A 26381-nucleotide genomic window follows, 5' to 3' on the forward strand; every position below is an offset into this window, starting at 1 on the left:
GGTCAGCGCCCCCGCAGCAGGGCCTCGGCGGCCCGGTCGCCGTGCACCGTCACCTCGGCCGGACGGCCCCACAGCCGCAGCAGCAGCTGGCCGGCCGTGCCGGACAGCTGGGCGTCGGCGTCCGCGGTGGCGCCGTCGGTGCACCGGACGGCGCCGTCGGTCACCTCCACGGTCCAGTCGCGGTCCAGGTCGGTCGCGGTGACGCCGACCGACGCCCGGGCGGAGACCAGCGGGGCGGTGTGCTGCCAGCGGGGGAGGACGACGGCCAGCAGCTCGTCGACCCCGTCACCGGCCAGCACCGGGTCGACCGGGGCGTGGTCCAGGGACGCGGCTGCCTCCAGGTCCTGCCGGTGGACGGTGTGCTCGTGCGCCTGCCGCCGGGCCCAGTCGCGCGCGGTGTGGGTGGCGGCCGGGCTCATGTGCCAGGCGGGTGCGTCCGGGTCGGTGGTGCGCAGCGTGGCGACCAGCTCGGTGAGGCCCAGGGCGTACCAGCCGTGCAGGTCGTCGTGCGGCGGGGTGATGCCGCTGGAGGAGCCCGGTGCGCGGGTGTGGCCGGCCCGCAGGATCCCGGTGACCCAGCGGTGCACCGCGCCGAGGTGGGCGATCAGGTCGCGGGCGGTCCAGCCGGCCACCCAGGGCACCTCGGTCTGCAGGCCCCCGGCGACCGGGGTGCGCCCGGCGTCCAGTTCCTGGGCGAGCACGCCGATCCGCTCGCCGTCCTGCACGACGGCGGCGATGCACCGGTCGTGCAGCTCGTCGGGGGTCAGCGGGGGAGCGGGCACCACGTCATCGTGCCGCACGGGGCGGGTCAGGTCGGCGCGACCGCCGACCAGCGGACGCTGACCTCGCCGTGCTTCCACCGTCGGGGCGGGCCCACCAGCGGCCAGCCGTCGTCGGCCAGCGTCTCGACCGCGGCGGCCCAGCGCTGCCGGGGGCCGAACGTCGACAGCCCGGCCGCCGAGGCCCAGGCGCGGTCGAAGGCGGTGAGGAAGGCGTGCACCGGCTGGCCGGGGACGTTGCGGTGGATCAGCGCCTTGGGGAGCCGCTCGGCCAGGTCGGAGGGGCGCTCCAGGTCCGACACCCGGGCGGCGAGGGTCAGGGTGAGCGGGCCGTCCTCGTCCAGGGCCACCCAGGTCGACCGTCGTCCCCACTCGTCGCAGGTGCCCTCGACCAGCAGGCCCCCGGGCGCCAGCGCGGCGCGCATGGTGTCCCAGGCTCGGCCGGCGGACTCCTCGTCGTACTGGCGCAGCACGTTGAACGCCCGCACCAGCACCGGCTGCAGCCCGGCCAGCTCGAAGCCGCCCACCCGGAAGTCCACCCGTGGCGGGTCGCGGTCGGCGGCCACGGCGGCCACCCGCTCGGGGTCGATCTCCAGCCCGACCACCTCCAGCCGGTCGACCTCCGGGGCGAGCCGGTCGACCAGCTCCAGGGTGGTCACCGCCGACGCCCCGTAGCCCAGGTCGACGACCAGCGGCCGGGCGGCGTCGCGCAGCCGGGCGACCTGGGTGGCGACCAGCCAGCGGTCGACCCGGCGCAGCCGGTTCGCGTTCGTGGTGCCGCGGGTCGGCAGGCCGAGGGCGCGAGCGCGGCCGGCGGCCAGTCGGGGGGCCTTGCGGACGGGTGGCAGCGACGCACGCTGGGTGTGGTCGCTCACGGTGCACGAGGTTAGCCGTGGCGCCGATTACGGTGGTCCCGTGCAGGTACGCCACGACGCCCGGCTGGCGGACCTGACGACCCTCGGGGTCGGCGGTCCGATCGAGCGCCTGGTCGAGGTCACCGGCCGCGACGAGCTGGTCGCCGCCGTCCGCGATGCCGATGACGCCGGCCGCCCGCTGCTGGTCCTCGGCGGCGGTTCGAACATCGTCGCCCCGGACGCCGGCTGGCCCGGCGACGTGGTGCTGGTGCGCACCCGGGGCATCGCGCGCCGGGACACCGCCGACGGGGTGGAGCTCGAGGTCGAGGCCGGCGAGCCCTGGGACGACCTGGTCGCGCACACCGTGGGGCAGCAGCTGGCCGGGATGGAGGCGCTGTCGGGCATCCCCGGCTCGACCGGCGCCACCCCGGTGCAGAACGTCGGTGCCTACGGCCAGGAGGTCGCGGCGCTGATCACCTCGGTGCGGGTGTACGACCGGTCCGCCGGGGCCGAGCGGGTGTTCCTCCCCGCCGAGCTGGGCTTCGCCTACCGGGACAGCCGGCTCAAGCAGCAGCCCGGCGCGTACGTGGTCCTCGCGGTGACGTTCCTGCTGCGGGCCTCGGCGCAGTCGAGCCCGGTCAGCTACGCCGAGCTGGCCAAGACGCTCGGCGTCGAGCTGGGCGAGACCGCCCCGCTGGCCGCGGTGCGGGACGCCGTCCTGACCCTGCGCCGCGGCAAGGGGATGGTCTGGGACCCGGCCGACCCCGACTCGCGCAGCGCCGGGTCGTTCTTCACCAACCCGGTCGTGCCGGTCGGCACCGCGGTGCCCGAGTGCCCGTCCTGGCCGGCCGGGATCGGTGCCGACGGGGCCGCGCAGGTGAAGCTGAGCGCCGCCTGGCTGGTGCAGCACTCCGGCTACGGCCGGGGCACCCGCGCCGGGAAGGTCGGGACGTCGTCGCGGCACAGCCTGGCGCTGACCACCGAGCCCGGCGCCACCGCCGCGGAGCTGATGGCCTTCGCCGACCGGGTGGTGGCCGCGGTGCGGGAGCAGTTCGGCGTCACCCTGGTGCCCGAGCCGACCGCGGTGCGCGCGTGAGGCCGGACGAGTCGCTGCAGCTGGGCGCCCTCTACGACGCGCTGCGCACACCCGCGCCGATGCCGGCCGACCCCGCCCAGCTGACCGGCTGGATGGCTCGCGTGGAGGCCGACGCCGCACTGACCGGGCTGATCGCCCGGGTGCTGAACTCCGGCACCGCCACCACGGCCGAGGTCACCGACGCCCAGACGCTGTTCGAGAAGAGCGGCACCGCCGCCGACCCGGCGCGGGTGACCCGCGCCTACGACGTCCTGCACCGCAACGCGGAGTAGCCCCCCGGTCCGGGCTCACGAGGGGGCGGCCTCACTCCTCGCGGTGCACCTTGTGCTGGGCGGCCTGAGCCCGGGGGCGGACGACGAGCAGGTCGACGTTCACGTGGTGCGGCCGGGTGACCGCCCAGGCGATGCAGTCGGCGACGTCCGCGGCGACCAGCGGCTCGCGCACCCCCCGGTAGACGGCGTCGGCCTTCTCCTGCGACCTGGTGCGGTTGAGCGAGAACTCCTCGGTCTTGACCATCCCCGGCGCGATCTCGACCACCCGGACCGGCTCGGCCACGAGCTCCAGCCGCAGCGTCTCGACCAGCGTGTGCACCCCGTGCTTGGCCGCGGTGTAGCTCGCCCCGCCCTCGTAGCTGACCAGCCCGGCCGTCGAGCCGACGAACACCAGGTCGCCCGCGCCCGAGGCCCGCAACGCGGGCAGCAGCGCCGTGGTCACCCGCACGGTGCCGAGCACGTTGACGTCGTAGGTGCGCTGCCAGGAGTCCAGGTCGGCCTCGGCCACCGGGTTGCTGTCGAACGCCCCGCCGGCGTTGTTCACCAGCACGTCGACCCGGTCCAGCCCGGCGGCCAGCGCCGCGACGGACATGGGATCGGTCACGTCGAGCTGCACCGCGCGGCCGCCGATCCGCTCCGCGAGCTCGGTCAGCCGGTCGATGCGGCGGGCGGCCAGCACCACGGAGAAGCCGTCGGCCGCCAGCCGTTCCGCGGTCGCGGCGCCGATGCCGCTGGAGGCTCCGGTGACGACCGCGACGCGGCCCGACCCGGCGAAGGGCGTGCTGGTGGACGACGGGGCGACGGGGCTGGACATGTGCCCATCCTGGCGCTGTTGCAGACTGGGACGACGACAGGGTGTCCCGACCGGGCCGCCTCAGCAGCCACGGCAGGCCACAGCGGCCCCAGGCGCCCGAGCGGGAGGAGCTCCGTGCCCGCTCGCCGCCATCCGCGCCAGCCCACGCCGTGGCGGGCCGGCGCCGCGCCCGAGCCGGCCGCGCCGGTGCTGCCCCGCCGGGTGGCGACCCTGTCGGTGCACACCAGCCCGCTGGAGCAGCCGGGCGCCGGTGACGCCGGGGGCATGAACGTCTACGTGGTCGAGGTGTCCCGCCGGCTGGCCGCCCGCGGGATCGCCGTTGACGTGTTCACCCGGGCGACCTCGAGCGAGCAGCCACCCGTGGTCGAGATGAGCCCGGGCGTGACCGTGCGGCACGTGAGCGCCGGACCGTTCGAGGGCCTGGGCAAGCAGGAGCTGCCCGCCCAGATGTGCGCCTTCACCGCCGCGGTGCTGCGCGAGGAGGCCCAGCACGAGCCGGGGCACTTCGACGTCGTCCACTCCCACTACTGGCTCTCCGGCCAGGTCGGCTGGCTGGCCCGCGACCGCTGGGGCGTGCCGCTGGTGCACTCGGCGCACACCCTGGCGAAGGTGAAGAACGCTGCGCTGGCCGAGGGGGACGAGCCCGAGCCGCGCACCCGGGTGATCGGTGAGGAGCAGGTCGTCGCCGAGGCCGACCGGCTGGTGGCCAACACCGCCGAGGAGGCCCGGCAGCTGGTCGACTTCTACGACGCCGACCCCCGTCGCACCCTGGTCATCCCGCCGGGCGTGGACCTGGAGTGCTTTCGGCCCGGCGACCGGCAGGCCGCCCGGGCGCGGGTCGGGGTGGCCCCGGACGCCGTCGTCCTGCTGTTCGTGGGCCGGATCCAGCCGCTCAAGGCCCCGGAGATGCTGCTGCACGCCGCGGCCCGGATGCTCGCTGCGGACCCGGCCCTGCGGAACCGGCTGGAGGTGCTGGTGGTCGGCGCGCCCAGCGGGTCGGGGCTGGCCGAACCGCAGCGGCTGCAGGAGCTGGCCGTCTCCCTCGGGGTCGCCGACGTGGTCCGCTTCCTGCCGCCGCAGGCCCCCGCGCAGCTCGCCGACCACTACCGGGCCGCCGACGTCGCCGTCGTCCCCAGCCACAACGAGTCCTTCGGCCTGGTCGCACTCGAGGCGCAGGCCTGCGGCACCCCGGTGGTCGCCGCCGCGGTCGGCGGGCTGCCCACCGCCGTGGACGACGGGGTCTCCGGGCTGCTGGTCGCCGGGCGCGACCCCGAGGACTACGCCGGCGCCGTCCGCCGGGTGCTGGTTCGCCGGGAGCTGTTGGCCGCCGGTGCCCGCCGGCACGCGGCTGCGTTCAGCTGGGACCGCACCACCGACTCCCTCGTCGAGGCCTACGCCGCGGCGATGACCGAGATGGGCCGGCGCCGGGTGCGCCCCGCCCACCGGGCCGCCGAGGCCGTGCGGGTGCTGACCGGGGGGAGCAGCCTGGGCGGTCGGGCTCGGCGATGAGCGAGCGCAGCCTCCCCGAACTCGACGCGGTCGTCGAGGAGACGCTGCGCGCCGCCGAACTGGAGCACGAGCACCCGGGTGTGGGCCGCTTCGTCGTCACGCTGCCCGGCACGAAGAAGCTGAAGACCGTGGTGGGGCTGACCATCGGGGCTCACGCGCTCACCGTCGAGGCCTTCGTCTGCCGGCAGCCCGACGAGAACCGCGAGCAGCTGTGGGCCTGGCTGCTGCAGCACAACGCGCGCAGCTACGGGGTGAGCTATTCGATCGACGGTGTGGGCGACGTGTACCTCACCGGCCGGCTCCCGCACGCGGTGATCACCCCGGAGGAGATCGACCGGCTGCTCGGCTCGGTGCTCACCTACGCCGACGACCACTTCAACACCATGCTGGAGATCGGCTTCGGCACCTCGATCCGCCGCGAGTGGGACTGGCGGGTCAAGCGCGGGGAGTCGCTGCGCAACCTGGAGGCCTTCGCAGCGTTCGCCGACCCCGCCCGGCGCCCGCGCGAGTGAGCCGCCCCGCGTGAGCACCACCGAGCGCCCGGCACCGGCGACCGGCGAGCTGCCGGCGGGCTACGAGCGCCGCTGGTGGGTGCTCGGGACGATGATCGTCTGCCTGCTCATGGTGATCATGGGCAACACGATCCTGAACGTCGCGCTGCCCACCCTGCAGCGGGAGCTGGACGCCACCCAGGGCGAGCTGCAGTGGGCCATCGACTCCTACATCCTGGTGTTCGCCGGGCTGCTGTTCAGCTGGGGCGTCATCGGTGACCGGATCGGCCGGCGCAAGGTGCTGCTGGCCGGGCTGACGATCTTCGCGCTCGGGTCGGTGCTGGCCGCCTCCAGCGACTCGGCGCTCGAGCTGATCGGCTGGCGGGCGCTGATGGGCGTCGGGGGCGCGGCGATCCAGCCGGCCACCCTCGCCGTGATCACCAACGTCTTCCCCGCCGGCGAGCGGGGCCGGGCGATCGGTCTGTGGGCGGGGGCCTCCGGGCTCGCGGTCGCCGGTGGGCCGCTGGCCGGTGGGCTGGTGCTGGAGCACTTCTGGTGGGGCGCGGTCTTCCTGCTCGGCGTCCCGGTGGCCGCCCTCGGCGCGGTCGGCGTGCTGACCGTCGTCCCCGAGTCCAGGGACCCCGACCCCGGCCGGCTCGACGTCCCCGGGGTGCTGCTGTCCATCGCCGCGCTGGTCGGGGTCGTCTACGGCATCATCCGCGGCGGCAGCGAGGGCTGGGGCGAGCTGCAGACCTGGGGGCCGCTGGCCGCCGGCGTCGTCCTGCTCGTCGTCTTCATCTGGTGGCAGCGGCGCACCGCGCACCCGGCGCTGGACGTCTCGCTGTTCCGCAACCCCGCGTTCTCCGCGGCGGCAGGGGCGCTGGCGCTCAACTTCTTCGCCCTCCAGGGGGCGACGTTCTACCTCGTCTACTACCTCCAGGGCGTGCGCGGGTACTCCCCGCTGGAGAGCGGGGCCGCGCTGGTGCCGGTCGCCGTGGGCATCGCGCTGACCGCGCCGCGCACCTCGGGGCTGGCCCAGCGGTTCGGCGCCAAGGCCGTCTGCGCCACCGGCTTCACCCTGATCGCGCTCTCCTTCGCCGGCATCCAGCTGCTGGACGCCGACGCCCCGGTCTGGCTGGTGCTCGCCGATCTGGCGCTGCAGGGCATCGGCATGGGCGCGGTGATGGCCCCGGCGACGGAGTCGATCATGTCCGTCGTCCCACGGGAGAAGGCCGGGGCCGGGGCCGCGGTGAACAACGCGGTGCGCCAGGTCGGCGGCGCGCTGGGGGTGGCGATCCTCGGCTCGGTGCTGGCCACCTCCTACGCCAACCGGCTCGGGGACGACGTCGAGGCCCTGCCCGCCGGGGCTCGGGACCAGGCCGGTGAGTCGATCGTGGCGACGCTGTCCGCCGTGGCGGACGCCGAGGCAGCCGGTGGGGAGACCGCGGCAGCGGCCGCGGCCGTCGTGGACCCGGCCCGGGAGGCGTTCGTGGGCGCCATGCACCTGACCGCCGTCGGCACCGCGGCCGCTGCGGTGATCGCCGCGGTCGTCGTCCTGCTCTGGCTCCCCGGCCGTCGCCCGGCAGCCTGAGCCCTTTCCCCTCGCGCGACCGGGTGTCACCCGCCCGGGCCCTGCCGGCTGCCCGGATCCGACACGCTCCGTCGAGGAGTGACCCGTCCCACGCCTGCTCGGGTGACCCTCGACCGGACTGAACGGTATCTGTTGACCACGGAGCGTGTTGGCCGCCAGGGTCAGGGGTGAACGGCTGCGATCCCCGCGCCGCACTGCGAGGAGCTGCCCGTGTTCGACGCTGCCCGGCCCGTCCCCACCCGCCGCGACCCCTTCGCCCCGCTGCTGGAGAGCACCCGCGCGGAGATGATGCGGCGGCACGTCCGGGAGGGGATGGCCACGCACTCGGTGCCCACCGCCGGGGCACCCCAGCCGCTCACGGTGTTCGACGACGGCCGGACCCGGATCAACCTGGGCACCAACAACTACCTCGGCCTGGCCGGCGACCCGCAGGTGGTCGAGGCCGCGGTCGACGCGCTGCGGCAGTACGGCACCAGTGCGGCCGGGAGCCGCATCCTCAACGGCACCACCCGGCTGCACCTGACCCTGGAGCGGGAGCTCGCCGAGCACAGCGGCACCGAGGACGCGGTGCTGACCTCCGCCGGCGTCAACGCCAACGCCGCCATCCTGTCCACGATCGGTGCTCCCGGCGACGTGCTCCTCGTCGACGCGCACGCGCACGCCAGCCTGCACGCCGCCGCAGCGGCCAGCCGGGGCACCGTGCTGCGGTTCACGCACAACTCGGTGGCGTCGCTGGAGCGGCGGCTGGGGCGTCTGGACCCCGAGGCCGGGGCCGTCGTGGTCGTCGACGGCGTCTACTCGATGAGCGGGGAGTCAGCTCCGCTGGCGGCGATCGCCGGCCTCTGCGGGCGGTTCTCCGCCCGGCTGGTGGTCGACGAGGCGCACGGGCTCGGCGTGCTCGGGGCGAACGGCCGGGGCGCCGCCGAGGCCGCCGGCGTCCTGGACCGGGTCGACGCGGTCACCGTGGCGTTCAGCAAGTCGCTGGCCAGCGTCGGCGGTGCGGTGCTGACCTCCCGGGCGGTGGCGGACGGCATCCGGGCCTCGGCGATGCCCTACATCTTCAGCGCCGCCAACGCCCCGACGGCGGTCGCCGCCGCGCTCGCCGCCCTCCGCGTGCTGCGCCGGGAGCCGGAGCGGATGCAGCGCCTGCGGGACAACAGCGACCTGCTGCGCCGGGTGCTCACCGAGCACGGCGCACCGCCGCTGCCCGGCAAGGGCGCCGTCATCGCCGTCCGCACCGGGGAGGACGAGGCGACCCGCCGCGCATGGGCCGCGGCCCACGAGTCCGGGGTCTACACCAACGCGGTCAGCTACCCGGCCGTCCCGCGCGGGCAGGGCGTGCTGCGCCTGGCGGTCATGGCCACGCACACCGACGAGCAGCTGCGCCGGGCCGGGGAGCTGGTGGCCGACGCCGTCCGCGGGGTGCGCACCGCGGAGCTGGCCGGCGCGATGGCCTGAGGCCGCCGGACTGCCGTGCACGGGCCGGATGGGGGTCGGGCAGGATGGCCGTGTGAGCGACACGACGAGCACCGGGACCCTCATCCTGCTCCGCCATGGCGAGAGCGAGTGGAACAAGGCCAACCTGTTCACCGGCTGGGTGGACGTCGAGCTGTCGGAGAAGGGGCGCGCCGAGGCCGCCCGTGGTGGGGAGCTGCTCGCCGAGCACGGCGTGCTCCCCGACGTGCTGCACACCTCCCTGCTCAAGCGCGCCATCACCACCGCCGAGCTGACCCTGGCCGCCGCCGACCGGCAGTGGATCCCGGTCCGCCGCTCCTGGCGGCTCAACGAGCGGCACTACGGGGCGTTGCAGGGCAAGGACAAGGCCGCCACGCTCGCCGAGTACGGCGAGGAGCAGTTCATGACCTGGCGGCGCAGCTACGCCACCCCGCCGCCGCCGATCGAGGCCGGCAGCCAGTACAGCCAGGACGGCGACCCGCGGTACTCGTTCCTGCCCCCGGAGGCCCGCCCGGCCACCGAGTGCCTGGCCGACGTGGTCGTCCGGATGCTCCCGTACTGGTACGACGCGATCGTGCCGGACCTGCGCAGTGGCCAGACCGTGCTGGTGGCCGCGCACGGCAACAGCCTGCGGGCCCTGGTGAAGCACCTGGACGGCATGGGCGAGGACGAGGTCGTCGGGCTGAACATCCCCACCGGCGTCCCGCTGCGCTACGACCTGGACGCCGACCTGCGGCCGATCACGACCGGCGGGCAGTACCTCGACCCCGACGCCGCGGCCGCCGCGATCGAGGCGGTCAAGAACCAGGGCAAGAAGTAGGCACCCTCTGCCCCACCCCTCGCAGGCTCGGGGCGGACCCTGCAGAGGGGCCGCCCCGTCGGGTGCAGCAGGGCCCGGGCGCGATGCGCGCCCGGGCCCTGCTCTCGTCCGGGTGGAGCTCAGACCGGGTCGGTCGCGGCCTGGAGCGGCTTCTCGCCGGTGACCAGGAAGACCACCCGGCGGGCGACGCTGACCGCGTGGTCGGCGAAGCGCTCGTAGTAGCGGCCCAGCAGCGTGACGTCGATGGCCGACTCCATGCCGTGGCCCCAGGTCGGGGCGAGCAGCTCACGGAACAGCTGCTTGTGCAGCTTGTCCATCTGGTCGTCCTCGGCCTCGAGCTCGACGGCCGCCTCGACGTCCCGCTTGGCGATGACCGTGCCGGCCTTGGTCACCAGGCTCTCCGCGATGTGCCCGGCCTCCAGGAAGACCGGCCGCACCTCCTGCGGCACCGCGTGCTCCGGGAAGCGCATCCGGGCGACCTTGGCGATGTGCTCGGCGAGGTCGCCCATCCGCTCCAGGTCTCCGACGATCCGCATGGCGGTGGTGATCGCCCGCAGGTCGGTGGCGACCGGCTGCTGGCGGGCCAGCAGGGTGAAGCACCGCTCCTCGATGCTCTCCCGGACGGCGTCGATGCGCTCGTCGCCGGCGATCACCAGGTCGGCGAGGGCGACATCGGCGTCCAGCAGGGCGGTCGTGGCCGTGCTCATCGCCGAGCCGACCGAGTTGGCCATCTCCACCAGGCAGGCGTTGATGTCGTCCAGTTCCTCGCGGTAGCTCTCTCGCAACACGGTTCCTCCTCGTCCCGTCGCCGCGCTCAGGCGGCACCCGGGGGACGGCGACCCGGGACGACGCGGCCCCCCCGCGTGTGCGCCGCCGGCGGATTCGTCGGTCGCGACACGTGTGTGATCGAGGGTAGAGACCCGATTCTGGGCCCGAGGAGGCCGTCAGGTGAACGGCCTGCGGCCCGGTGGTGAACTCCTCTGCCCCGACCGGGTGATCATCATCGTCGATGCGGGTCAGCGCCCCGGCCGTGTCTAGCATCGGCATCGTGGACCCGGTGGTCGCCCTGCTGGTGGGCCTGGTGCTCGGCCTGCTGCTGACGACGTCGGCGGCACTGGTCGTGCGGTCCTCGCGCGCCCGGCGGGCGGCAGCCGACGAGGGAGCCGGCCCGGACGATCGTGCCGATCGGCGCACCGACGGCGACGCCGCACTGAGCCGGCGGCTGGTCGACCTGATGGACCCCGCCGTCGTCCTGCTCGGACCCGACGAGGGCGTCCTGCTGGCCAACACCTCCGCTCGGGCGCTGGGCATCCTGCGCGGCAACCGGCTGCTGGTCCCCGGGCTGGTGGAGGTGGCTCGCGCCGTGCAGGTCACCGGGACCCAGCGAGCCGACGTCGCCCTGTCCAGTGACCTCGTGGGCGCGGGGCCGCGGATGGTGGCCGTGCACGGCATCCGGCTCGGGACCGGCCCAGCTGTCTCGGCCGGGCCGGTCGCGCTCGTGCTGCAGGACGTCACCGAGGCGCGCCGGGTCGAGGCGGTCCGCAAGGACTTCGTGGCCAACGTCGGGCACGAGCTGAAGACACCCGTCGGCGCCCTCGCACTGCTGGCGGAGGCGGTGCAGGGTGCCGCCGACGACCCCGAGACCGTCCAGCGCTTCGCTGCGCGGATGAGCCACGAGGCCGATCGGCTGGCCCGGCTGGTCCGCGAGCTCATCGACCTCTCGCGGTTGCAGGGGGCCGAACCGCTGCCCGAGCTGGTGCCGGTCGCCGTGGCCACGGTCGTCTCCGAGGCCGTGGACCGGACCCGGGCCGCCGCGGCCGCGAAGGACATCCAGCTGGCCGTCGCCGCCCAGCCCGGCCTCGTGGTCCGCGGGGTCGAGGCGCAACTGGCCACCGCGCTGACCAACCTGCTCGCCAACGCCGTCGCCTACAGTCCGGGCGGCACCACGATCGCCGTCGGCGCGCGGGCGCGGTCGGGCTTCGCGGAGATCGCGGTGACCGACTCGGGCATCGGCATCCCCCGCTCGGACCGCTCGCGCGTGTTCGAGCGCTTCTACCGGGTCGACCAGTCCCGGGCCAGTGCCACCGGCGGCACCGGGCTGGGGCTGGCGATCGTCAAGCACGTGGCCTCCAACCACGGTGGTTCGGTCACGGTCTGGAGCGAGGAGGGGCTCGGCTCCACCTTCACCCTGCGCATCCCGCTGGCGACCGACGCCGACGGGTCGATGGACGACGACGGTGCGCCCGAACGGCCACCGGTTCCACCGCTGCACAGCCGCCAGACATCCGATCAGGGCTCCTCCGGGGCCGACGAGGGACCCTCCGGGGCCCTGCAGAAGGGACGGTCATGACCCGAGTGCTCGTGGTGGAGGACGAGGAGTCCTTCTCCGACGCGCTGTCCTACATGTTGCGGCGGGAGGGCTACGACACCGTCGTGGCCTCCACCGGGACGGACGCGCTCGTCGAGTTCGACCGGGCCGGGGCCGACATCGTCCTGCTGGACCTGATGCTGCCCGGTCTGTCGGGCACGGAGGTCTGCCGGTCGCTGCGGGCCAAGAGCTCGGTGCCGATCATCATGCTCACCGCCAAGGACGCCGAGATCGACAAGGTCGTCGGGCTCGAGCTCGGCGCCGACGACTACGTCACCAAGCCCTACTCGGCCCGCGAGCTCGTCGCCCGGATGCGGGCGGTGCTGCGCCGCGGCACCGAGAACGAGCAGACGGCCGAGGGTGCTCTCGTCGCGGGGCCGGTGCGGCTGGACGTCGACCGGCACGTCGTCGCCGTCGACGGCCAGACGGTGTCGCTGCCGCTCAAGGAGTTCGACCTGCTGGAGCTGCTGCTGCGCAACGCCGGCCGGGTGCTCACCCGCGGCCAGCTCATCGACCGGGTCTGGGGCGCCGACTACGTCGGGGACACCAAGACCCTCGACGTCCACGTCAAGCGGCTGCGCGCCAAGCTGGAGCCCGACCCGGCCAACCCGCGCTACCTCGTCACCGTCCGCGGGCTGGGCTACAAGTTCGAGGCGTAGCTGATCGCGATCCTCCGGATCGCACCGCGGCCAGGTGCCGAGTCACCTCGTGCTGAGCCGTTTCCCGTCACGCCGGAGGTGGACCCTGCGGGCCCGCCGTCTGGCGTGACCGCCTCCGGCGTCTCGGACCCCGCGGCCAGGTGCGGGCTCGCCCTGCGGTGAGCCGCTACCCGTGACGTCGGAGGTGGACCCTGCGGGCCCGCCGTCCGACGTCACCGCCTCCGGCGTGACCACTGGTGGCCGTGGTCGGCGGCCTGCCTGCTACTGGCCGCGGCCGGTCTCTTCCTGGAGTTCGTCGATCTTCTTCGAGGCGTCGCCCTTGCTGATGTCGTCGGGGACGTCCTCGCCGGCCTCGCGGGCCAGGGTGTTCAGGTAGCTCTTCTGCGCGCCGGTGGCCGGCTCGCCACCGGTGACCCAGTCGTCCGGGTCCTTCTCGGTGCTCTGCGGGCTGTCGGGACCGGTGGTGTTGGCTTCGCTCATGTGTTCGAAGTTACGCGGGCTCCCGGACCCGCGCAGCCCGAGCCGCGGCGGCCGTCGTCGCCTGGACGGCGGCCTGCTGCGCGGCCTGGGCAGTGCGCTCGGTGTGCCGGTCCTCCCACCGCCGTCCGGTCCGGAAGACGTGCGTGCCGCCGCAGGACGGGCAGTCGACCGCGACGGCGATGTGCGTGGGGTGGTTGGCGACCGATCGGATCCGCCGGTCGGCGACCAGCTCGTCGGTCCGGGTCACGGGGCAGGTGATCAGCAACATGCGGAGAGCGTCGCCCTCGCGCCGCCGGGCGACGAGTGGCAGGACTGACCACAGTCGCATGTTTCCTGCCATGCTGTGCCCATGAGCACATCGGACCGCCCGCTGGTCGTCAGCCTCGTGGTCACCGACGGCATGGTGGGCAGCTTCGGGATCGGCGTGGCCGCCGAGGTGTTCGGCTACGACCGCCGTGAGATGGGCCTGCCGCGGTTCGACTTCGCGCTCGTCTCGCGACGACCGGGCGTGCTCCGCACCGACACCGGGCTCGCGATGCTCATCGAGCACGGGCTGGACCGGCTGGCGGTCTCCGACATCGTGCTGATCACCGCCTGGGAGCAGCACGACCGGCCACCGCCGGCGGAACTGCTCGAGGGCATCCGTGCGGCGCACGCCCGCGGAGCGCTGATCGTCAGCCACTGCACCGGGGCGTTCGCGCTGGCCTGGGCCGGGCTGCTCGACGGCCAGCGGGCGACCACCCACTGGAAGTACGCCGGCGAACTGGCCGCCCGGTTCCCGCGGGTGCACGTCGACCCCGCCGTCCTGTACGTCGACAACGGCCAGGTGATCACCGGGGCCGGCACGGCCAGCGGCATCGACGCGCTGCTGCACCTGGTCCGCCGGGAGTGGGGCGCCGCCGCCGCCAACGCGCTGGCCCGGGAGATGGTCGTGCCCCCGCACCGCGACGGCGGGCAGGCGCAGTACATCGACACCCCGGTCGCCCGCTGCGAGGACGACCTGCTGGGCGTCGTCCTGGAGTGGGCCCGGGCGCACCTGGCGGAGGAGATCAGCGTCGAGCTGCTCGCCCGCCGCGCGCTGATGAGCCCGCGGAGCTTCGCCCGCCGGTTCAAGGCCACCACCGGGACGACGCCGCACGCCTGGCTCCTCGCTCAACGGCTGGCAGCCGCCGAGGCGCTGCTGGAGGACAGCGACGCCCCGGTCGAGGAGATCGCCCGGCTGGTCGGGTTCGGCACCGCGGCCGGCCTGCGGGAGCAGTTCACCCGGCGGCGCGGGGTCTCCCCGCGGGCCTACCGGCAGACCTTCCGGGCCGGGGCCCGCCCGGGCTCCTCAGCGGGGACGGCGCCGGTGCAGCTCCACCGGGACCGGCTGGGGGCTGGCGGGGTGCGGGGCGACGAGCCCGGCGTCCAGGCGGGCCTCGGTCAGCCGGCGTAGCTCGGCGTACGCGGCCGGGCCGAGGAGTGCGGTGAGCTCCGGGCCGTAGGTCTCCACCAGCGGCTCGGCGGCGACGTGCGCGGTCGGGGAACCGGTGCACCACCAGTGCAGGTCGTGCCCACCGGGGCCCCACCCGCGCCGGTCGAACTCGCCGATCGTGGAGACCAGCACCCGGCTGTCGTCGGGGCGGTCGACCCACTCCTGCTCCCGGCGCACCGGCAGCTGCCAGCACACGTCGGGCTTGGTCTCCAGGGGGTGCCGGCCCTGCCGCAGCGCCAGGGCGTGCAGTGCGCACCCGGCCCCGGCGGGGTGCCCCGGCCGGTTGAGGAAGACGCAGGCCCCCTCGACCACCCGGGTCCGCAGCGCCTCCTCGGCGGCCTCGCCCGGCGCGGGCTCGGTCAGGGTGTCCGGTTCGGTCCAGTCGTCCCGGCCGGGGGGCGTGCCGGGGTGCCGTTGCCAGTCCGCCGGCGTCAGCTCGCCGACGGACTCCTCGACCCGGGTGAGGTCGTCGGTGTCGGTGAAGAAGGCCCCGTGGTTGCAGCACCCGTCCTCGGCGCGACCGGCCACCACACCGGCGCACCCGCGCCCGAACACGCAGGTCCACGCACTGGTCAACCAGGTCAGGTCTGCCCGCACGAGGTGCTCGGGATCGGCCGGGTCCAGGAACTCGATCCACTCGCGGCGGAAGTCCAGACCGACCTCGGGAGGGGCGTCGGCGGTTGTGCTCGGGTCCACCGGCGCAGCGTAGTGAAAGGACCCCCTCCCCCTCACACCTCCCTCCGCTCGGCGCGAGCCTCTGGAGGGGGCCAGGCACACTCTCGGGCATGCGACTCGGGGTGCTGGACGTCGGCTCGAACACCGTCCACCTGCTGGTGGTGGACGCGCACCGTGGTGCCCACCCCACCCCGATGCACGATGACCGCTCGGTCCTCCGGCTGGCCGAGCACGTCGGCCCGGACGGCAAGCTGTCCAAGGCGGGGGAGAAGGGCCTGCTGCACGCGGTGCAGAAGGCGAAGCAACAGGCGGCCGAGCAGCGGTGCGACGAGCTGCTGGCCTTCGTCACCTCTGCGATCCGGGAGGCGGAGAACGGGGCGGCGGTGCTGCGCCGGGTCCGCGAGCAGACCGGTGTCGACCTGCAGGTCCTCACCGGTGAGGACGAGGCCCGGTTGACCTTCCTGGCGGTGCGGCGGTGGTTCGGCTGGAGCGCCGGCCGGCTGCTGGTGCTCGACATCGGCGGCGGCTCCCTGGAACTGGCCACCGGTGTGGACGAGGACCCCGACGTCGCGCTCTCGGTCCCGCTGGGCGCGGGCCGGATGACCCGGCGGTTCCTGCCCGACTCCGAGACCGGGGGCCGGCCCGACCTGTCGGCGCTGGACGAGCTGGCGGAGCACGCCACCGACGTGCTCGGCCCGGTCGGCAGGAAGCTGCTCGACGCGGGGACGCCCGACCTGGTGGCCGCCACGTCCAAGACCTTCCGGACACTGGCCCGGCTGGCCGGTGCCGCGCCGTCCGCGGCCGGGCTGCGCGCACCCCGCGAGCTGACCGCCACCGGGCTGTCCCAGGTGATCGGCTTCGTCTCCCGGATCGAGTGCACGGCGCTGGCCGAGCTGCAGGGCGTGTCCGCGCAACGCGCGCACCAGGTCCCGGCCGGCGCCGTCGTGGCGCAGGCCGCGATGCGGGCCGTGGACGTACCGTTCGTGCGGATCTGCCCGTGGGCGCTGCGTGAGGGCGTCATCCTGCGGCGCCTGGACCAGCTGGAAGGAGCGTGATGACGCAGCCCAACCCGTCGGGGGAGTACAGCGTCCGCTCGCTCGCGGAGATCCTGCGTGAGCACGGTCTGGAGAGCGAGCTCGGCACCCGCCCTGGCCGGCGGCGGAAGTCCTCGGACGACACCGGGGCCACCGGTCGTTCGGCGCGGGTGGACACCGGGTCCGGTCAGCCGCGGGCAGAGTCGCCGGGGCGCTCACCCTCGGCCGCACCGAACGGCCGGGCCGCCACCCCGCCGCGCTCCCCGGCCCGGGCTCCGGAGCGGGCTGCGTCGGTCCCGGTCTGGACGCCGGCGCCCGAACCGACGGCCCGGCCGGCAGCCGGCCTGCTGAGCCCACAGCCCCCGGCCGCCGCCCCGTCCGCAGCCCCGGCACCGGCCCGGCCGGCGGCCGGGCCCGCCGACGCGGCGGCGCCCCCGGCGGTCCGCCCTGGCCGGCGGAAGTCCGACGCCACCCCGACCGGCCCCGGCGGCGAGCCGCTGTTCGGCACCGGGCCCTCGACCGCCGCCATCCCCGCGGCCAGCCCGACGACCGCGCACACCGCCGCGCCCACCACCGCGAAGCCGACGAGCTCCACCGGCGCGACGGCCCGGGGCGCCACCGGTGCGGCCCGGCGGGGCACCGACCACCCGGTCACCGGCCCCATCCCGGTCGTCTCCCCGGCCCAGGCCGAGGCGGCCAGAGGCGCGGCCGCCAAGGCCGACGAGGAGCCGCTGACCGGCCGGGAGAGCGTGCTGGCCTGGGCGCGGTTCGCCGGCGAGATGGTCGTCGCGCTGGCCGCCGGCATCGGCGTCTACTTCGCCTTCACCGTGTTGTGGGAGCTGCTGCCCTACGTCGCCCTGGTCGCGGCGCCGGTGACGGTGACCGGCCTGGTCGCGGGGGTGGCGGCCTACCGGCAGCGCCGAGGTCAAGGGGCGCTGCCGGTCCGCCTGCTGGCGGTGCTGCTGCTGGCCGGGACGGTGCTGGTGATCGCCCCCGCCGCGGGGCTGCTCGCCAGCAGCTGACCTGCCCGGGTCAGCCCGCCGCGGCGAACTGTTCGACGAGCGTGCGACCGAAGGCCGGCAGGTCGTCCGGCTTGCGGCTGGTGGTCAGGTTGCCGTCGACGACGACCTCCTGGTCGACCCACTCGGCGCCGGCGTTGCGCAAGTCCGTCTGCAGCGAGGGCCAGGAGGTCATCCGGCGGCCACGGACGACGTCGGCCTCGGCGAGCACCCAGGGGGCGTGGCAGATCGCCGCCACCGGCTTCCCGGCGTCGAAGAAGGCCTTCACGAAGGCGACGGCCCCCTGGTCGGAGCGCACGAAGTCGCCGTTGATCACGCCGCCGGGCAGCACGAGCGCGTCGTAGCTGCCGGGGTCGGCGTCGGCCACCGCGACGTCGACGTCCTTGGTGTCGCCCTTGTCGATGTGCTGGTAGGCGGTGATGGTGCCGGCCTCGAGCCCGACGAGCTCCGGTCGGGCACCGGCGTCCACCAGTGCCTGCCAGGGCTGGTCCAGCTCGACCTGCTCCACGCCGTCGGTGGCGAGCACGGCCACCCGCTTGCCGTCCAGTTCTCCGGACATGACGGGCCGCTACCCCGGCCCCTCCGGACACACACGCCCGGGCGCGCCCGCCCGGGCGCTACGGTCGCGGACATGAGCGATGCAGGGCAGGCAGGTCCCGACGCACGGCTGGCCGTCATCGGCGGGGGCAAGATCGGGGAGGCCCTGCTCGCCGGCCTGGTCCGTCAGGCCGGGGGTGGTCAGGAGTTCCTGGTCGTCGAGCGCAGCGCGGAGCGGGCCGCGGAGCTGACGACCCGGTACGGCGTCGGCGCCACCGACCTCGCCGGGGCGGCCGCCCGCGCCCGGGTGCTGCTGCTGGCCGTGAAGCCGCAGGACATCGACGTGCTGCTGGCGGCGCTGGGGCCGCACGTGACCCCAGAGCACCTGGTGGTCTCCGTGGCGGCGGGCGTGCCCACCAGCCGGGTGGAGGCGGCGTTGCCGGCCGGCACCCCGGTGGTGCGGGTCATGCCCAACACGCCGGCCCTCGTCGACGCCGGGATGAGCGTGCTGTCGGCCGGGGCGCACGCGACCGAGGCGCACCTGGACGAGGCCGAGGCGCTGCTGCTGCCGGTGGGTCAGGTGCGCCGGGTGCCGGAGAGCCAGCAGGACGCCGTGACCGCGCTGTCGGGCAGCGGACCGGCGTACTTCTTCTTCCTCGTCGAGGCCATGATCGACGCCGGCATCCTGCTCGGCCTGCCCCGTTCGGTCGCCGCCGACCTGATCGTGCAGACCGCCTACGGCGCGGCCGTCATGCTGCGCGACTCCGGGGAGCATCCGGTCCAGCTCCGCGAGGCGGTCACCAGCCCCGGTGGGACGACGATCGCCGCGATCCGCGAGCTGGAGCGGCACGGCGTGCGAGCCGCGCTGATCGCCGCGATCGAGGCGGCGCACCTGCGCTCGGTGGAGCTCGGCCGCACCTCCTGACCCCCGGGACTCCGGCTGGAGCACCGTCCGTCCCATCCGCATGCGGCTGAATCACACGCATGTGGTTTTCCACAGAAATCTGTGGAGAACCGGCCTGGCAGGGCATGTCGACTTGGGGACAACACGCCGTGACCGGTGTGTCACGCGGTGTCTCTGTCCACTTGTGCCCAGGACGGACCGGTCCGCCTGTTCGTTTCACCCATCGCTTCTGTCACTCCGGTCCCCTTACGCTCTGTTCCAGCACATGAGCGTTCTGTTCATCGGTGGGGAAGCCGGTGGCCGCACATGGAGCTGAGACCGGAGATGATCCAAGTGACCATGCCCCAGCGCGCCGCCGTTCAGACCGTCCGTCCGGGTGTCCCGGCACCCCGCCAGATGGGCCGGCCGATCTCGGCCGCCTCCATGGGCCGCCCGGTCCCCGCCGCCCACCCGGCCGCCATGCCGATCGGCCGCCCGGCCGCCGTGCCCGCGCCCCGCGCCGCGGTCTCGTTCCTCACCGTCGCCGAGGTCGCCGCCCTGATGCGGGTCTCCAAGATGACCGTCTACCGCCTCGTCCACGGCGGCGAGCTCGCCGCCGTCCGCGTCGGCCGGTCCTTCCGGGTCCCCGAGCGCGCCGTGCACGAGTACCTGCGCGACGCCTACACCGACATCGCCTGAGGAAGGACCCCCTCGCCCCCCACCGCTCGCGAGCTCGCGGTGGGCCCCTGCGAGGCGGCCGCTCCAGCACGTCACCGGCGGGCGTCCCCGCCCGCCCTGTCGGGCCAGGTAGTCTCGGGCGCTGAGCGGTACCGCCTCCCAGGAGGCGGGCTGCGCACGAGCTGATCACCTCGCCCGGCGCCCGGACCACGGATCCGCGTGACCACCCCGGTCACCACCCCCGGCCGCTGAGCGAAGACGACGTCGGGAGCGCGACATGGGTTCTGTCATCAAGAAGCGCCGCAAGCGGATGGCGAAGAAGAAGCACCGCAAGCTGCTCAAGAAGACCCGCGTCCAGCGGCGCAACAAGAAGTGAGCTGACGCTCGTGCCGCCCGCGGTCGTCCTCGTCACCGGCGTCAGTCGATGGCTGGGCGGCGCGCTGGCGGCCGAGCTCGCTTCCGACCCGGCGATCGGCCGGGTCATCGGGGTGGACACCGTCCCCCCGCGCCCCGAGGTGCTGCGTCGCCTCGGGCGGGTCGAGTTCGTCCGCGCCGACATCCGCAGCCCGTTGATCGGGAAGGTGATCGAGTCGGCGTCGGTGGACACCGTCGTCCACATGAACATCAGCGCCACACCGGCCGGTGCCGGCGGGCGGGTGTCGATGAAGGAGCTCAACGTCATCGGCACCATGCAGCTGCTGGCCGCGTGCCAGCGGTCTCCTGCGGTGCGCCGCCTGGTCCTCAAGAGCACCAGTGCCGTCTACGGCGCCAGCTCCCGGGACCCTGCGGTCTTCACCGAGACCATGCAGGCCCGCCGGGTGCCCGGCGGCGGCTTCGCCAAGGACAGCCTCGACATCGAGGGCTACGTCCGGGCCTTCGCCCGCCGCCGTCCCGACGTGGGCGTGGCCGTGTTGCGGTTCACCAACCTCATCGGCCCGCGGATCGACTCCCTGCTCTCCGGGTTCCTCCGGATGCCCGTCGTCCCGACGGCCCTGGGGTACGACGCCCGGCTGCAGCTCCTCCACGAGGACGACGCCGTGGCCGTGCTCACCCGCGCCGCCACCGGCGACTTCGTCGGCACCGCGAACGCCGGCGCCTCCGGGACGGTCCTGCTCTCCCAGGCCATCCGCCGGCTGGGCCGCGTCCCGCTGCCCCTGCCGGAGCCCGCGATGGGCTCCCTCGGCCGGACGACCCGCTGGGCCCGGATGGTCGACTGGTCGCCGGAGCAGATGCGCTTCCTGAACTTCGGCCGGGTCATCGACACCCGGGTGCTCCGTGAGGAGTTCGGCTACGTGCCGCGCTACAGCACCGCCGAGGCCCTCGCCGACTACGGGCGCAGCCTCCCCCCGGTGGTCCGGCCCGAGCTCGTCGAGGAGGTGGCCGCCTCCGCCCGGACGGTGCTCACCTCCGTCGCCGGGGGCGCCCACACCGTGCAGCGTGTCCTGGACACCGTCGCCGGTGGACGCCGCCGTGCCGCGCCGTCGGTGCCGGGCCTGCGGGCGGTCCACGATGCCTGAGGCGCGGGTGATCCCGCTGCGCCCCGACGACGAGCAGCCCCCGTCGCCGCCGGCGGCGGAGCCGGGCTGGGACGAGCAGCTGGCCGGTGGCCTGGAGTTCCTGCGCCGCCGGCTGACCGGTGAGTACGACACCGACGAGTTCGGCTTCGACCCCGACCTCACCGACCACGTCCTGCTGCCGGGCCTGCGGCCGTGGTTCCACCGCTGGTTCCGGGTGGAGACCCAGGGGCTGGAGAACGTGCCGGACGTCGGCGGCGCCCTGGTGGTGGCCAACCACTCGGGCACCGTGCCGGTCGACGCCCTGATGGCCACGGTGGCCCTGCACGACGAGCACCCGGCGGCCCGCCGGCTGCGGCTGCTCGGTGCCGACCTGGTGTTTCAGGTGCCCTTCATCGGGTCCCTGGCGCGCAAGCTCGGCGTCACGCTGGCCTGCAACGAGGACGCCGAACGGCTGCTGTCCAGCGGGGAGCTGGTCGGGGTCTTCCCCGAGGGCTTCAAGGGCGTCGGCAAGCCGTTCCACGAGCGGTACACCCTGCAGCGGTTCGGTCGCGGGGGCTTCGTCAGCGCCGCGCTGCGCACCGGCACCCCGATCGTGCCGTGCGCGATCGTCGGGGCCGAGGAGATCTACCCGATGATCGGCAACGCCCGCATCGCCGCCCGGCTGCTCGGCCTGCCCTACTTCCCGATCACCCCGACGTTCCCGCTGCTGGGCCCGCTGGGTGCGGTCCCGCTGCCGTCGAAGTGGTTCATCGCCTTCGGCGAGCCGATCGAGACGGCGTCCTACGGCCCGGCCGCCGCCGACGACCCGATGGTCGTGTTCAACCTGACCGACCAGGTCCGCGAGACCATCCAGCACTCCCTCTACCGCCTCCTCCTCCAACGCCGCAGCGTCTTCAGCTGAGCAGGAACCGGGCGGCCGCAGGCGGTCGTCCGGCGCCGGAGCACGGCCGCCCGTGGGTGATCTCGGTAGCGTCACCGACTGGTCCGGCAGGGAGCGGTGCTGGACGTCCACGGTGACGGGAGCCGCCTCGTGTCCTTGCTCATCACGATCACGGGCGTCTGGCTGGGGTACGCCTACGCCGGGCTGGTCCACCGGCGCTTCGGCCCGACAGATCGGCATCGCTGGTCGCTGCTGGCGCCGGTCTGGGCGGTCTACGCCGTGGTGCTGCTCACCGCGGACACCGGTGAACCGGTCCCGCGGGCGGTCCAGGCGTTCGCGATGGCGACCGTCCTGTTCACCGTCGTCGATGCGGCCGGGCTCTGGTGGCGTCGGCGCACGCACCGCCGGGTGATGGACGAACGGATCACTTACGGGTGACCAGCCGGGTCCCGGTCCGCCAGGCATCTGCTCGTCGGGGGTCCGGAGGCCGCCACGAGGAGGCGGGGAGCCGCTGTGCGGATGGGGGTTCGGCACCTGTGCGTGGTGCGGTCCGGACGGCCGGGATCAGAACGGCCAGTGGTTCCTGCGGCGCAGGGAGAGGAGGCCGCCGACGACGCCGCCGGACAGGGCGGCCGCGCCGACCGTGGGGACGCCGATCTTGGCGGCCTTGCGACCGGTCCGGTAGTCCTTCACCGTCCAGCCGCGGGAGCGCGCGACGGCGCGCAGCTCGGAGTCCGGGTTCACCGCGACCGCGCTGCCGACCAAGGTGAGCATGGGCAGGTCGTTGGTCGAGTCGCTGTAGGCGGTGCAGCGGGTCAGGTCGAGGCCCTCCCGCTCGGCGAGCGCCCGTACGGCCTGCGCCTTGGACTCGCCGTGCATCATCTCGCCGACCAGCCGGCCGGTGTAGCGGCCGTCGACGATCTCGGAGACGGTGCCCAGCGCGCCGGTGAGGCCGAGGCGGTGGGCGATGATCGACGCCAGCTCGACCGGGGTGGCGGTGACGAGCCAGACCCGCTGGCCGGCGTCGAGGTGCTGCTGCGCGAGGTTGCGGGTGCCCGACCAGATCCGGTCGGCCATCAGCTCGTCGTAGATCTCCTCGCTCGCCGCCACGATCTCCTGCACCTCGCGGCCGGCCACGAACGCCAGGGCGTTGTCGCGGACCGTGTGCATGTCGGTCGCGCTCTCGCTCCCGGCGACCCGGAACTTGGCCTGCTGCCAGATGAAGGAGGCGACGTCGCGGCTGGTGAAGTACTTGCGGGCGGCGAGGCCGCGGGCGAACCAGAAGAGCGAGGCGCCCATCATCATCGTGTTGTCGACGTCGAAGAACGCCGCGGCCGTGCGGTCGGGTGTCGGGGCGGTGGTCTCGGTCTCCGCCGCAGCGGCCGACGCGGCGCCGGCGACCAGGGCGCGGGCCTCGTCGTCCTCCAGCTCCACGGGGGTGCGGGCGTGACGGCCCCGGAAGGGGACTCGGACCATCCCGCACCACCCTCCCGGTGTCGCTCCGACCGGCACGCCCTGGCCGCCGCCTCGCCGACCGTCACTGGGACCCTAGCGCCGGGTCACCCTCCGGTGGCCGGCCCGTCGGGCAGCAGCGCGGCGAGTCGGCGCACCGCCCGGTGCTGCAGCGCCTTCACCGCGCCGTCCTTGCGGCCCATGACCGTGGCCGTCTCCGCCACCGACAGCCCCTGGAAGAACCGCAGGGTCACGCACTCGCGCTGATCGGCGGACAGCTGCCGGACGCCGGCCAGCAGCTCCACGTTCGCCAGCCGCTGCAGCACGGCGTCCTCGGGTCCGGCGGTGCCCCGGTCGGCGTCGCGCATGTCCGCGGTGAGCACCTCCCGCCGGTTCCGGCCGCTCTTCACGTGGTCCAGCGCGATGTTGCGGGCGATGCTGATCAGCCAGGCCCCGACGTCCCGGCCCTGGAAGGTCAGCGAGTCGATCCGGCGCAGGGCGCGGGTGAACGTCTCGCTGGTGAGGTCCTCCGCCGTGGCCGGGTCGGCGACCCGGTGGCGCAGGTAGCGGTGGACGACGTCGGCGTACCGGTCGTAGAGCTCGCCGAACCCCTCCGCGTCACCCGCCTGCGCCCGGCGCACCAGCTCCCAGACCTCGGACTCGGCCGGGGTCGGCTCACCGCCCCGGCGCGGCTGGGGGACGAGCCGCGGCTGGGCCGGGGCGCCGACGGCGGGGGACGCGCAGGCCGGGACGGGCGGGAGGGCGGTCATGTCGCGGTCGGACCTCCTCCATCCCTGGACCGAGCCGGACGGCTCGGCCGCCACGCAGCCACGGACGGTGCGGTCCGCGGCCCATGGTGACAACATCGTGCCGCTGCGTCCACGTCCCCGCCGTCCGAGACGGCGGCTGCCCCAGCGGAGGTCCGTCGTGCCGGTCGACCCAGCACCGCACGAGCTGGACGGCGAGGTGCGCTCCCTCGCCGCGCTCGTGCGCCGTGCGGCCGCGTCCCACGGCGACGGCCCGGCGCTGGTCCACGGCGAGCGCCGGCTGACCTGGTCGGAGGTCGACGCACTGGTCGACCGGGCGGCCGCGGGGTACGTCGAGCGCGGACTGCACGCCGGTGACCGGGTCGCGGTGCAGCTGCCCAACGGGGTCGACTGGGTGGTCGCGGTGATGGGTGCGCTGCGGACCGGGCTGGTCGTCGTACCGGTCAACACCGCCTACACCGATCCGGAGGTCACGCACCTGCTCACCGACTCCGGTGCCCGGCTGCTCGTCGTGGCGGGGGAGCGGTCGGAGCTGGCCGGCGTCCCGGTGTGCGTCGGGCCCCCGTCGGCCGACGGCCCGCCGCCGGCCGAGGCGGACGACCCGGGTGCGCTGGCGCTGCTGGCCTACACCAGCGGCACCACCGGCCACCCGCGCGGAGCGATGCTGACCCATGCGGCCCTGCTGGCCAACCAGCGGCAGTGCCTGGCGCTGGAGCCACCGCCGGTGCGCGCCGGTGACCGGGTGCTGCTGGCCCTCCCGCTGTTCCACGTCTACGGCTTCAACAGCGGCTGGGGGCTGGTGGCGGCCACCGGCGCCTGCGCGGTGCTGCTGGACGAGTTCGACCCTGCGGGGTCCCTGGCGTTGATGGCGGCCGAGGAGGTGTCGGCGGTGCCGGGTGCCCCGCCGATGTACGCCGCCTGGCTGGCGGTGGCCGACGCGACCGGCAGTGACGCCGTGCTCCGCCGCGGGTTCGCCGCCGTCCGCACGGCCAGCTGCGGCGCCGCCCCGATGCCCGGGGCGCTGTTCGAGGCGATGCGCACCCGCGCCGCGGTCACCGTGTGGGAGGGGTACGGGCTCACCGAGGCCGCCCCGGTGCTGGCCAGCACGCTGGCGACCGGGCGTCCCAAGCCGGAGTGCATCGGCGGCCCGCTGCCCGGCGTGGAGCTCGTGCTGCGCGACACCGCCGGCGGGCCGACCGCGGGCCCGGACCCGGGCAGCCGGGTGCGGGCCGACGTGTTCGGTGACCCGTTCGGCGACGAGGACGCCGACGGGGAGACCGGGGAGATCTGCGTCCGCGGCCCGAACCTGTTCGGTGGCTACTGGCCCGACGGGGCCGACGGCCCGGACGCCGACGGCTGGCTCCTCACCGGCGACATCGCCTACCGCGACGTGCAGGGCGACCTCAAGCTGGTCGACCGGCGACGGGACCTGGTGCTGGTCAGCGGGTTCAACGTCTACCCGGGTGAGGTCGAGCGGGTGCTGTGTGGGCACCCGGAGGTGGCCGAGAGCGCGGTGATCGGCGTGCCCGACCAGCGCAGCGGCGAGGCGGTGCACGCCGTCGTCGTCCGCACCCCGGGCGCAGAGGTGACCGAGCAGCAGCTGCGCGAGCACGCCGGCCGCTCGCTGGCCCGGTTCAAGGTCCCGGTGGCCGTGCACTTCGTCCCCGAGCTGCCGCACTCCCTGGCCGGCAAGGTCAGCCGGGCCCGGTTGCGCGAACTCGGGCTCGAGCGGGCCGCGGCAGCGGCGGACGCCGAGTCGTCGGCCGCGGCAGCGGCGGACGCCGAGCCGTCGGCGGGCGGGGGCGTCCGATGACTGAGCCGGAGGCCCGGCTGCAGCTGCTGATCCGCGAGGGCTGCCACCTGTGCGTCATCGCCGCGGAGACCCTCACCCGGATCGGTGGGGAAGCGGGTCTGGGCGTCACCCTGGTCGACGTCGACACCGACCCGGAGCTGCGGATCGAGTACGGCGACCGGGTGCCGGTGGTGCTGCTGGACGGCCGGGAGCACAGCCACTTCACCGTCGACGTCCCCCGGCTGCGCCGCGACCTGGGGATCCCCGCCCCCAGCTGATCCGGGTGGTCCCACGACGGGGTGGGACGTCGTCCGCGGCGGGCACCCGTCCGGGTGTGCGCAGGCGTGGTCCTCGACACAGCAGGGGCCCACCACCTGCGGGGATGCTCCCGACGACTTTGTTCAGGCGTTCACAAGCGGTTACCGTGGCGTTTGCCGGGTGCCGATGCGCCCGTCTGCCCTGAAGTGTCTGAGTCCCCCCGATCG

The 26381-nt window shown here is 74.8% G+C and carries 30 protein-coding genes; 20 read left to right on the forward strand and 10 right to left on the reverse strand.

Features of this window, described 5'->3' with window-relative positions:
• Positions 1 to 2 precede the first annotated feature (2 nt).
• Both O2W20_RS03765 and O2W20_RS03770 read right to left on the reverse strand, forming a co-directional pair.
• Positions 3 to 782: a maleylpyruvate isomerase N-terminal domain-containing protein gene (locus O2W20_RS03765; protein WP_269170414.1), complete on the reverse strand. Its 780-nt coding sequence runs from the start codon at positions 780 to 782 to the stop codon at positions 3 to 5.
• 26 nt (positions 783 to 808) lie between these two features.
• On the reverse strand, positions 809 to 1654 hold the full coding sequence (locus O2W20_RS03770; RefSeq protein ID WP_269170415.1) for a class I SAM-dependent methyltransferase: 846 nt from the start codon (positions 1652 to 1654) through the stop codon (positions 809 to 811).
• 40 nt (positions 1655 to 1694) lie between these two features.
• Between O2W20_RS03770 and O2W20_RS03775 the strand changes: the two genes are divergently transcribed.
• Positions 1695 to 2729, forward strand: coding sequence for a UDP-N-acetylmuramate dehydrogenase (locus O2W20_RS03775; protein ID WP_269170416.1), 1035 nt, complete (start codon positions 1695 to 1697; stop codon positions 2727 to 2729).
• Positions 2726 to 3001 carry a hypothetical protein gene (locus O2W20_RS03780; protein ID WP_269170417.1) on the forward strand — a complete coding sequence of 92 codons (276 nt, stop codon included), beginning with the start codon at positions 2726 to 2728 and terminating at the stop codon, positions 2999 to 3001. Before O2W20_RS03775 ends, O2W20_RS03780 begins: the two co-directional genes overlap by 4 nt.
• A gap of 31 nt (positions 3002 to 3032) precedes the next feature.
• Here the strand turns inward: O2W20_RS03780 and O2W20_RS03785 are convergent, their stop codons facing one another.
• The gene (locus O2W20_RS03785) at positions 3033 to 3815 is read right to left on the reverse strand and encodes an SDR family oxidoreductase (protein ID WP_269170418.1); all 783 of its coding nucleotides are present in this window, start codon (positions 3813 to 3815) and stop codon (positions 3033 to 3035) included.
• A 114-nt stretch (positions 3816 to 3929) separates the two neighbouring features.
• On the opposite strand from O2W20_RS03785, the gene mshA reads away from it, so the two are divergent.
• The 5 genes from mshA (at position 3930) to O2W20_RS03810 (ending at position 9681) form a co-directional block, all read left to right on the forward strand.
• Positions 3930 to 5324, forward strand: coding sequence for a D-inositol-3-phosphate glycosyltransferase (mshA, locus tag O2W20_RS03790; RefSeq protein WP_269170419.1), 1395 nt, complete (start codon positions 3930 to 3932; stop codon positions 5322 to 5324).
• A complete protein-coding gene (locus O2W20_RS03795) occupies positions 5321 to 5836 on the forward strand; it encodes a YbjN domain-containing protein (RefSeq protein WP_269170420.1) in 516 nt (171 codons plus the stop codon). Before mshA ends, O2W20_RS03795 begins: the two co-directional genes overlap by 4 nt.
• A 10-nt stretch (positions 5837 to 5846) precedes the next feature.
• On the forward strand, positions 5847 to 7406 hold the full coding sequence (locus tag O2W20_RS03800) for an MFS transporter (RefSeq protein WP_269170421.1): 1560 nt from the start codon (positions 5847 to 5849) through the stop codon (positions 7404 to 7406).
• Positions 7407 to 7616: 210 nt separating this feature from the next.
• Positions 7617 to 8864, forward strand: a complete 1248-nt coding sequence (locus tag O2W20_RS03805; protein WP_269170422.1) for an aminotransferase class I/II-fold pyridoxal phosphate-dependent enzyme — start codon at positions 7617 to 7619, stop codon at positions 8862 to 8864.
• Positions 8865 to 8916: 52 nt separating this feature from the next.
• Positions 8917 to 9681: a phosphoglyceromutase gene (locus O2W20_RS03810; protein WP_269170423.1), complete on the forward strand. Its 765-nt coding sequence runs from the start codon at positions 8917 to 8919 to the stop codon at positions 9679 to 9681.
• 119 nt (positions 9682 to 9800) lie between these two features.
• On the opposite strand, the gene phoU is transcribed toward O2W20_RS03810, so the two are convergent.
• A complete protein-coding gene (phoU, locus tag O2W20_RS03815; protein WP_269170424.1) occupies positions 9801 to 10469 on the reverse strand; it encodes a phosphate signaling complex protein PhoU in 669 nt (222 codons plus the stop codon).
• A 260-nt stretch (positions 10470 to 10729) separates the two neighbouring features.
• Between phoU and O2W20_RS03820 the strand changes: the two genes are divergently transcribed.
• Together O2W20_RS03820 and O2W20_RS03825 are read left to right on the forward strand one after the other, a co-directional pair.
• Entirely contained in the window at positions 10730 to 12031 is a 1302-nt protein-coding gene (locus O2W20_RS03820; protein ID WP_269170425.1) for a sensor histidine kinase, read from the forward strand.
• Positions 12028 to 12708: a response regulator transcription factor gene (locus O2W20_RS03825; RefSeq protein ID WP_269170426.1), complete on the forward strand. Its 681-nt coding sequence runs from the start codon at positions 12028 to 12030 to the stop codon at positions 12706 to 12708. Before O2W20_RS03820 ends, O2W20_RS03825 begins: the two co-directional genes overlap by 4 nt.
• Before the next feature lie 261 nt (positions 12709 to 12969).
• Here the strand turns inward: O2W20_RS03825 and O2W20_RS03830 are convergent, their stop codons facing one another.
• Together O2W20_RS03830 and O2W20_RS03835 are read right to left on the reverse strand one after the other, a co-directional pair.
• Complete coding sequence (locus tag O2W20_RS03830) at positions 12970 to 13188, reverse strand: DUF3072 domain-containing protein (protein ID WP_269170427.1); 219 nt, start codon at positions 13186 to 13188, stop codon at positions 12970 to 12972.
• A 10-nt stretch (positions 13189 to 13198) separates the two neighbouring features.
• The gene (locus tag O2W20_RS03835; RefSeq protein ID WP_269170428.1) at positions 13199 to 13456 is read right to left on the reverse strand and encodes a hypothetical protein; all 258 of its coding nucleotides are present in this window, start codon (positions 13454 to 13456) and stop codon (positions 13199 to 13201) included.
• 81 nt (positions 13457 to 13537) lie between these two features.
• Between O2W20_RS03835 and O2W20_RS03840 the strand changes: the two genes are divergently transcribed.
• Positions 13538 to 14623 (forward strand): helix-turn-helix domain-containing protein, encoded by a 1086-nt coding sequence (locus O2W20_RS03840; RefSeq protein WP_269170429.1) that lies wholly within the window; start codon positions 13538 to 13540, stop codon positions 14621 to 14623.
• Here O2W20_RS03840 and O2W20_RS03845 read toward each other — a convergent pair.
• Positions 14519 to 15358, reverse strand: coding sequence for a hypothetical protein (locus O2W20_RS03845; RefSeq protein ID WP_269170430.1), 840 nt, complete (start codon positions 15356 to 15358; stop codon positions 14519 to 14521). The genes O2W20_RS03840 and O2W20_RS03845 overlap by 105 nt on opposite strands.
• An 89-nt stretch (positions 15359 to 15447) precedes the next feature.
• Between O2W20_RS03845 and O2W20_RS03850 the strand changes: the two genes are divergently transcribed.
• Both O2W20_RS03850 and O2W20_RS03855 read left to right on the forward strand, forming a co-directional pair.
• Positions 15448 to 16392: a Ppx/GppA phosphatase family protein gene (locus O2W20_RS03850; RefSeq protein ID WP_269170431.1), complete on the forward strand. Its 945-nt coding sequence runs from the start codon at positions 15448 to 15450 to the stop codon at positions 16390 to 16392.
• Positions 16392 to 17393, forward strand: coding sequence for a hypothetical protein (locus O2W20_RS03855; protein WP_269170432.1), 1002 nt, complete (start codon positions 16392 to 16394; stop codon positions 17391 to 17393). The genes O2W20_RS03850 and O2W20_RS03855 overlap by 1 nt, the downstream gene beginning before the upstream one ends.
• A gap of 10 nt (positions 17394 to 17403) precedes the next feature.
• Here the strand turns inward: O2W20_RS03855 and O2W20_RS03860 are convergent, their stop codons facing one another.
• Entirely contained in the window at positions 17404 to 17949 is a 546-nt protein-coding gene (locus tag O2W20_RS03860) for a type 1 glutamine amidotransferase domain-containing protein (protein ID WP_269170433.1), read from the reverse strand.
• A gap of 72 nt (positions 17950 to 18021) precedes the next feature.
• Between O2W20_RS03860 and proC the strand changes: the two genes are divergently transcribed.
• From proC to O2W20_RS03890, 6 genes are all read left to right on the forward strand, one after another.
• Positions 18022 to 18852, forward strand: coding sequence for a pyrroline-5-carboxylate reductase (gene proC, locus O2W20_RS03865; protein WP_269170434.1), 831 nt, complete (start codon positions 18022 to 18024; stop codon positions 18850 to 18852).
• Positions 18853 to 19137: 285 nt separating this feature from the next.
• A complete protein-coding gene (locus O2W20_RS03870) occupies positions 19138 to 19509 on the forward strand; it encodes a helix-turn-helix domain-containing protein (RefSeq protein WP_269170435.1) in 372 nt (123 codons plus the stop codon).
• 256 nt (positions 19510 to 19765) lie between these two features.
• Positions 19766 to 19864: a 30S ribosomal protein bS22 gene (locus tag O2W20_RS03875; protein WP_012854759.1), complete on the forward strand. Its 99-nt coding sequence runs from the start codon at positions 19766 to 19768 to the stop codon at positions 19862 to 19864.
• A 10-nt stretch (positions 19865 to 19874) separates the two neighbouring features.
• Positions 19875 to 21005, forward strand: a complete 1131-nt coding sequence (locus O2W20_RS03880; protein ID WP_269170437.1) for an NAD-dependent epimerase/dehydratase family protein — start codon at positions 19875 to 19877, stop codon at positions 21003 to 21005.
• Positions 20998 to 21906: a lysophospholipid acyltransferase family protein gene (locus O2W20_RS03885; protein WP_269170438.1), complete on the forward strand. Its 909-nt coding sequence runs from the start codon at positions 20998 to 21000 to the stop codon at positions 21904 to 21906. Before O2W20_RS03880 ends, O2W20_RS03885 begins: the two co-directional genes overlap by 8 nt.
• Before the next feature lie 129 nt (positions 21907 to 22035).
• A complete protein-coding gene (locus O2W20_RS03890) occupies positions 22036 to 22323 on the forward strand; it encodes a hypothetical protein (RefSeq protein WP_269170439.1) in 288 nt (95 codons plus the stop codon).
• A 126-nt stretch (positions 22324 to 22449) separates the two neighbouring features.
• On the opposite strand, the gene O2W20_RS03895 is transcribed toward O2W20_RS03890, so the two are convergent.
• Positions 22450 to 23361 (reverse strand): HAD family hydrolase, encoded by a 912-nt coding sequence (locus O2W20_RS03895; protein WP_269170440.1) that lies wholly within the window; start codon positions 23359 to 23361, stop codon positions 22450 to 22452.
• Between the two features lie 83 nt (positions 23362 to 23444).
• Positions 23445 to 24107 carry a sigma-70 family RNA polymerase sigma factor gene (locus tag O2W20_RS03900; RefSeq protein WP_269170441.1) on the reverse strand — a complete coding sequence of 221 codons (663 nt, stop codon included), beginning with the start codon at positions 24105 to 24107 and terminating at the stop codon, positions 23445 to 23447.
• A 157-nt stretch (positions 24108 to 24264) separates the two neighbouring features.
• Between O2W20_RS03900 and O2W20_RS03905 the strand changes: the two genes are divergently transcribed.
• Both O2W20_RS03905 and O2W20_RS03910 read left to right on the forward strand, forming a co-directional pair.
• On the forward strand, positions 24265 to 25917 hold the full coding sequence (locus tag O2W20_RS03905) for an AMP-binding protein (RefSeq protein WP_269170442.1): 1653 nt from the start codon (positions 24265 to 24267) through the stop codon (positions 25915 to 25917).
• The gene (locus tag O2W20_RS03910) at positions 25914 to 26174 is read left to right on the forward strand and encodes a glutaredoxin family protein (protein WP_269170443.1); all 261 of its coding nucleotides are present in this window, start codon (positions 25914 to 25916) and stop codon (positions 26172 to 26174) included. The genes O2W20_RS03905 and O2W20_RS03910 overlap by 4 nt, the downstream gene beginning before the upstream one ends.
• The last annotated feature ends 207 nt before the right edge of the window (positions 26175 to 26381 follow it).

This window comes from Modestobacter sp. VKM Ac-2982 (assembly GCF_026967935.1).
Lineage (GTDB): Bacteria > Actinomycetota > Actinomycetes > Mycobacteriales > Geodermatophilaceae > Modestobacter.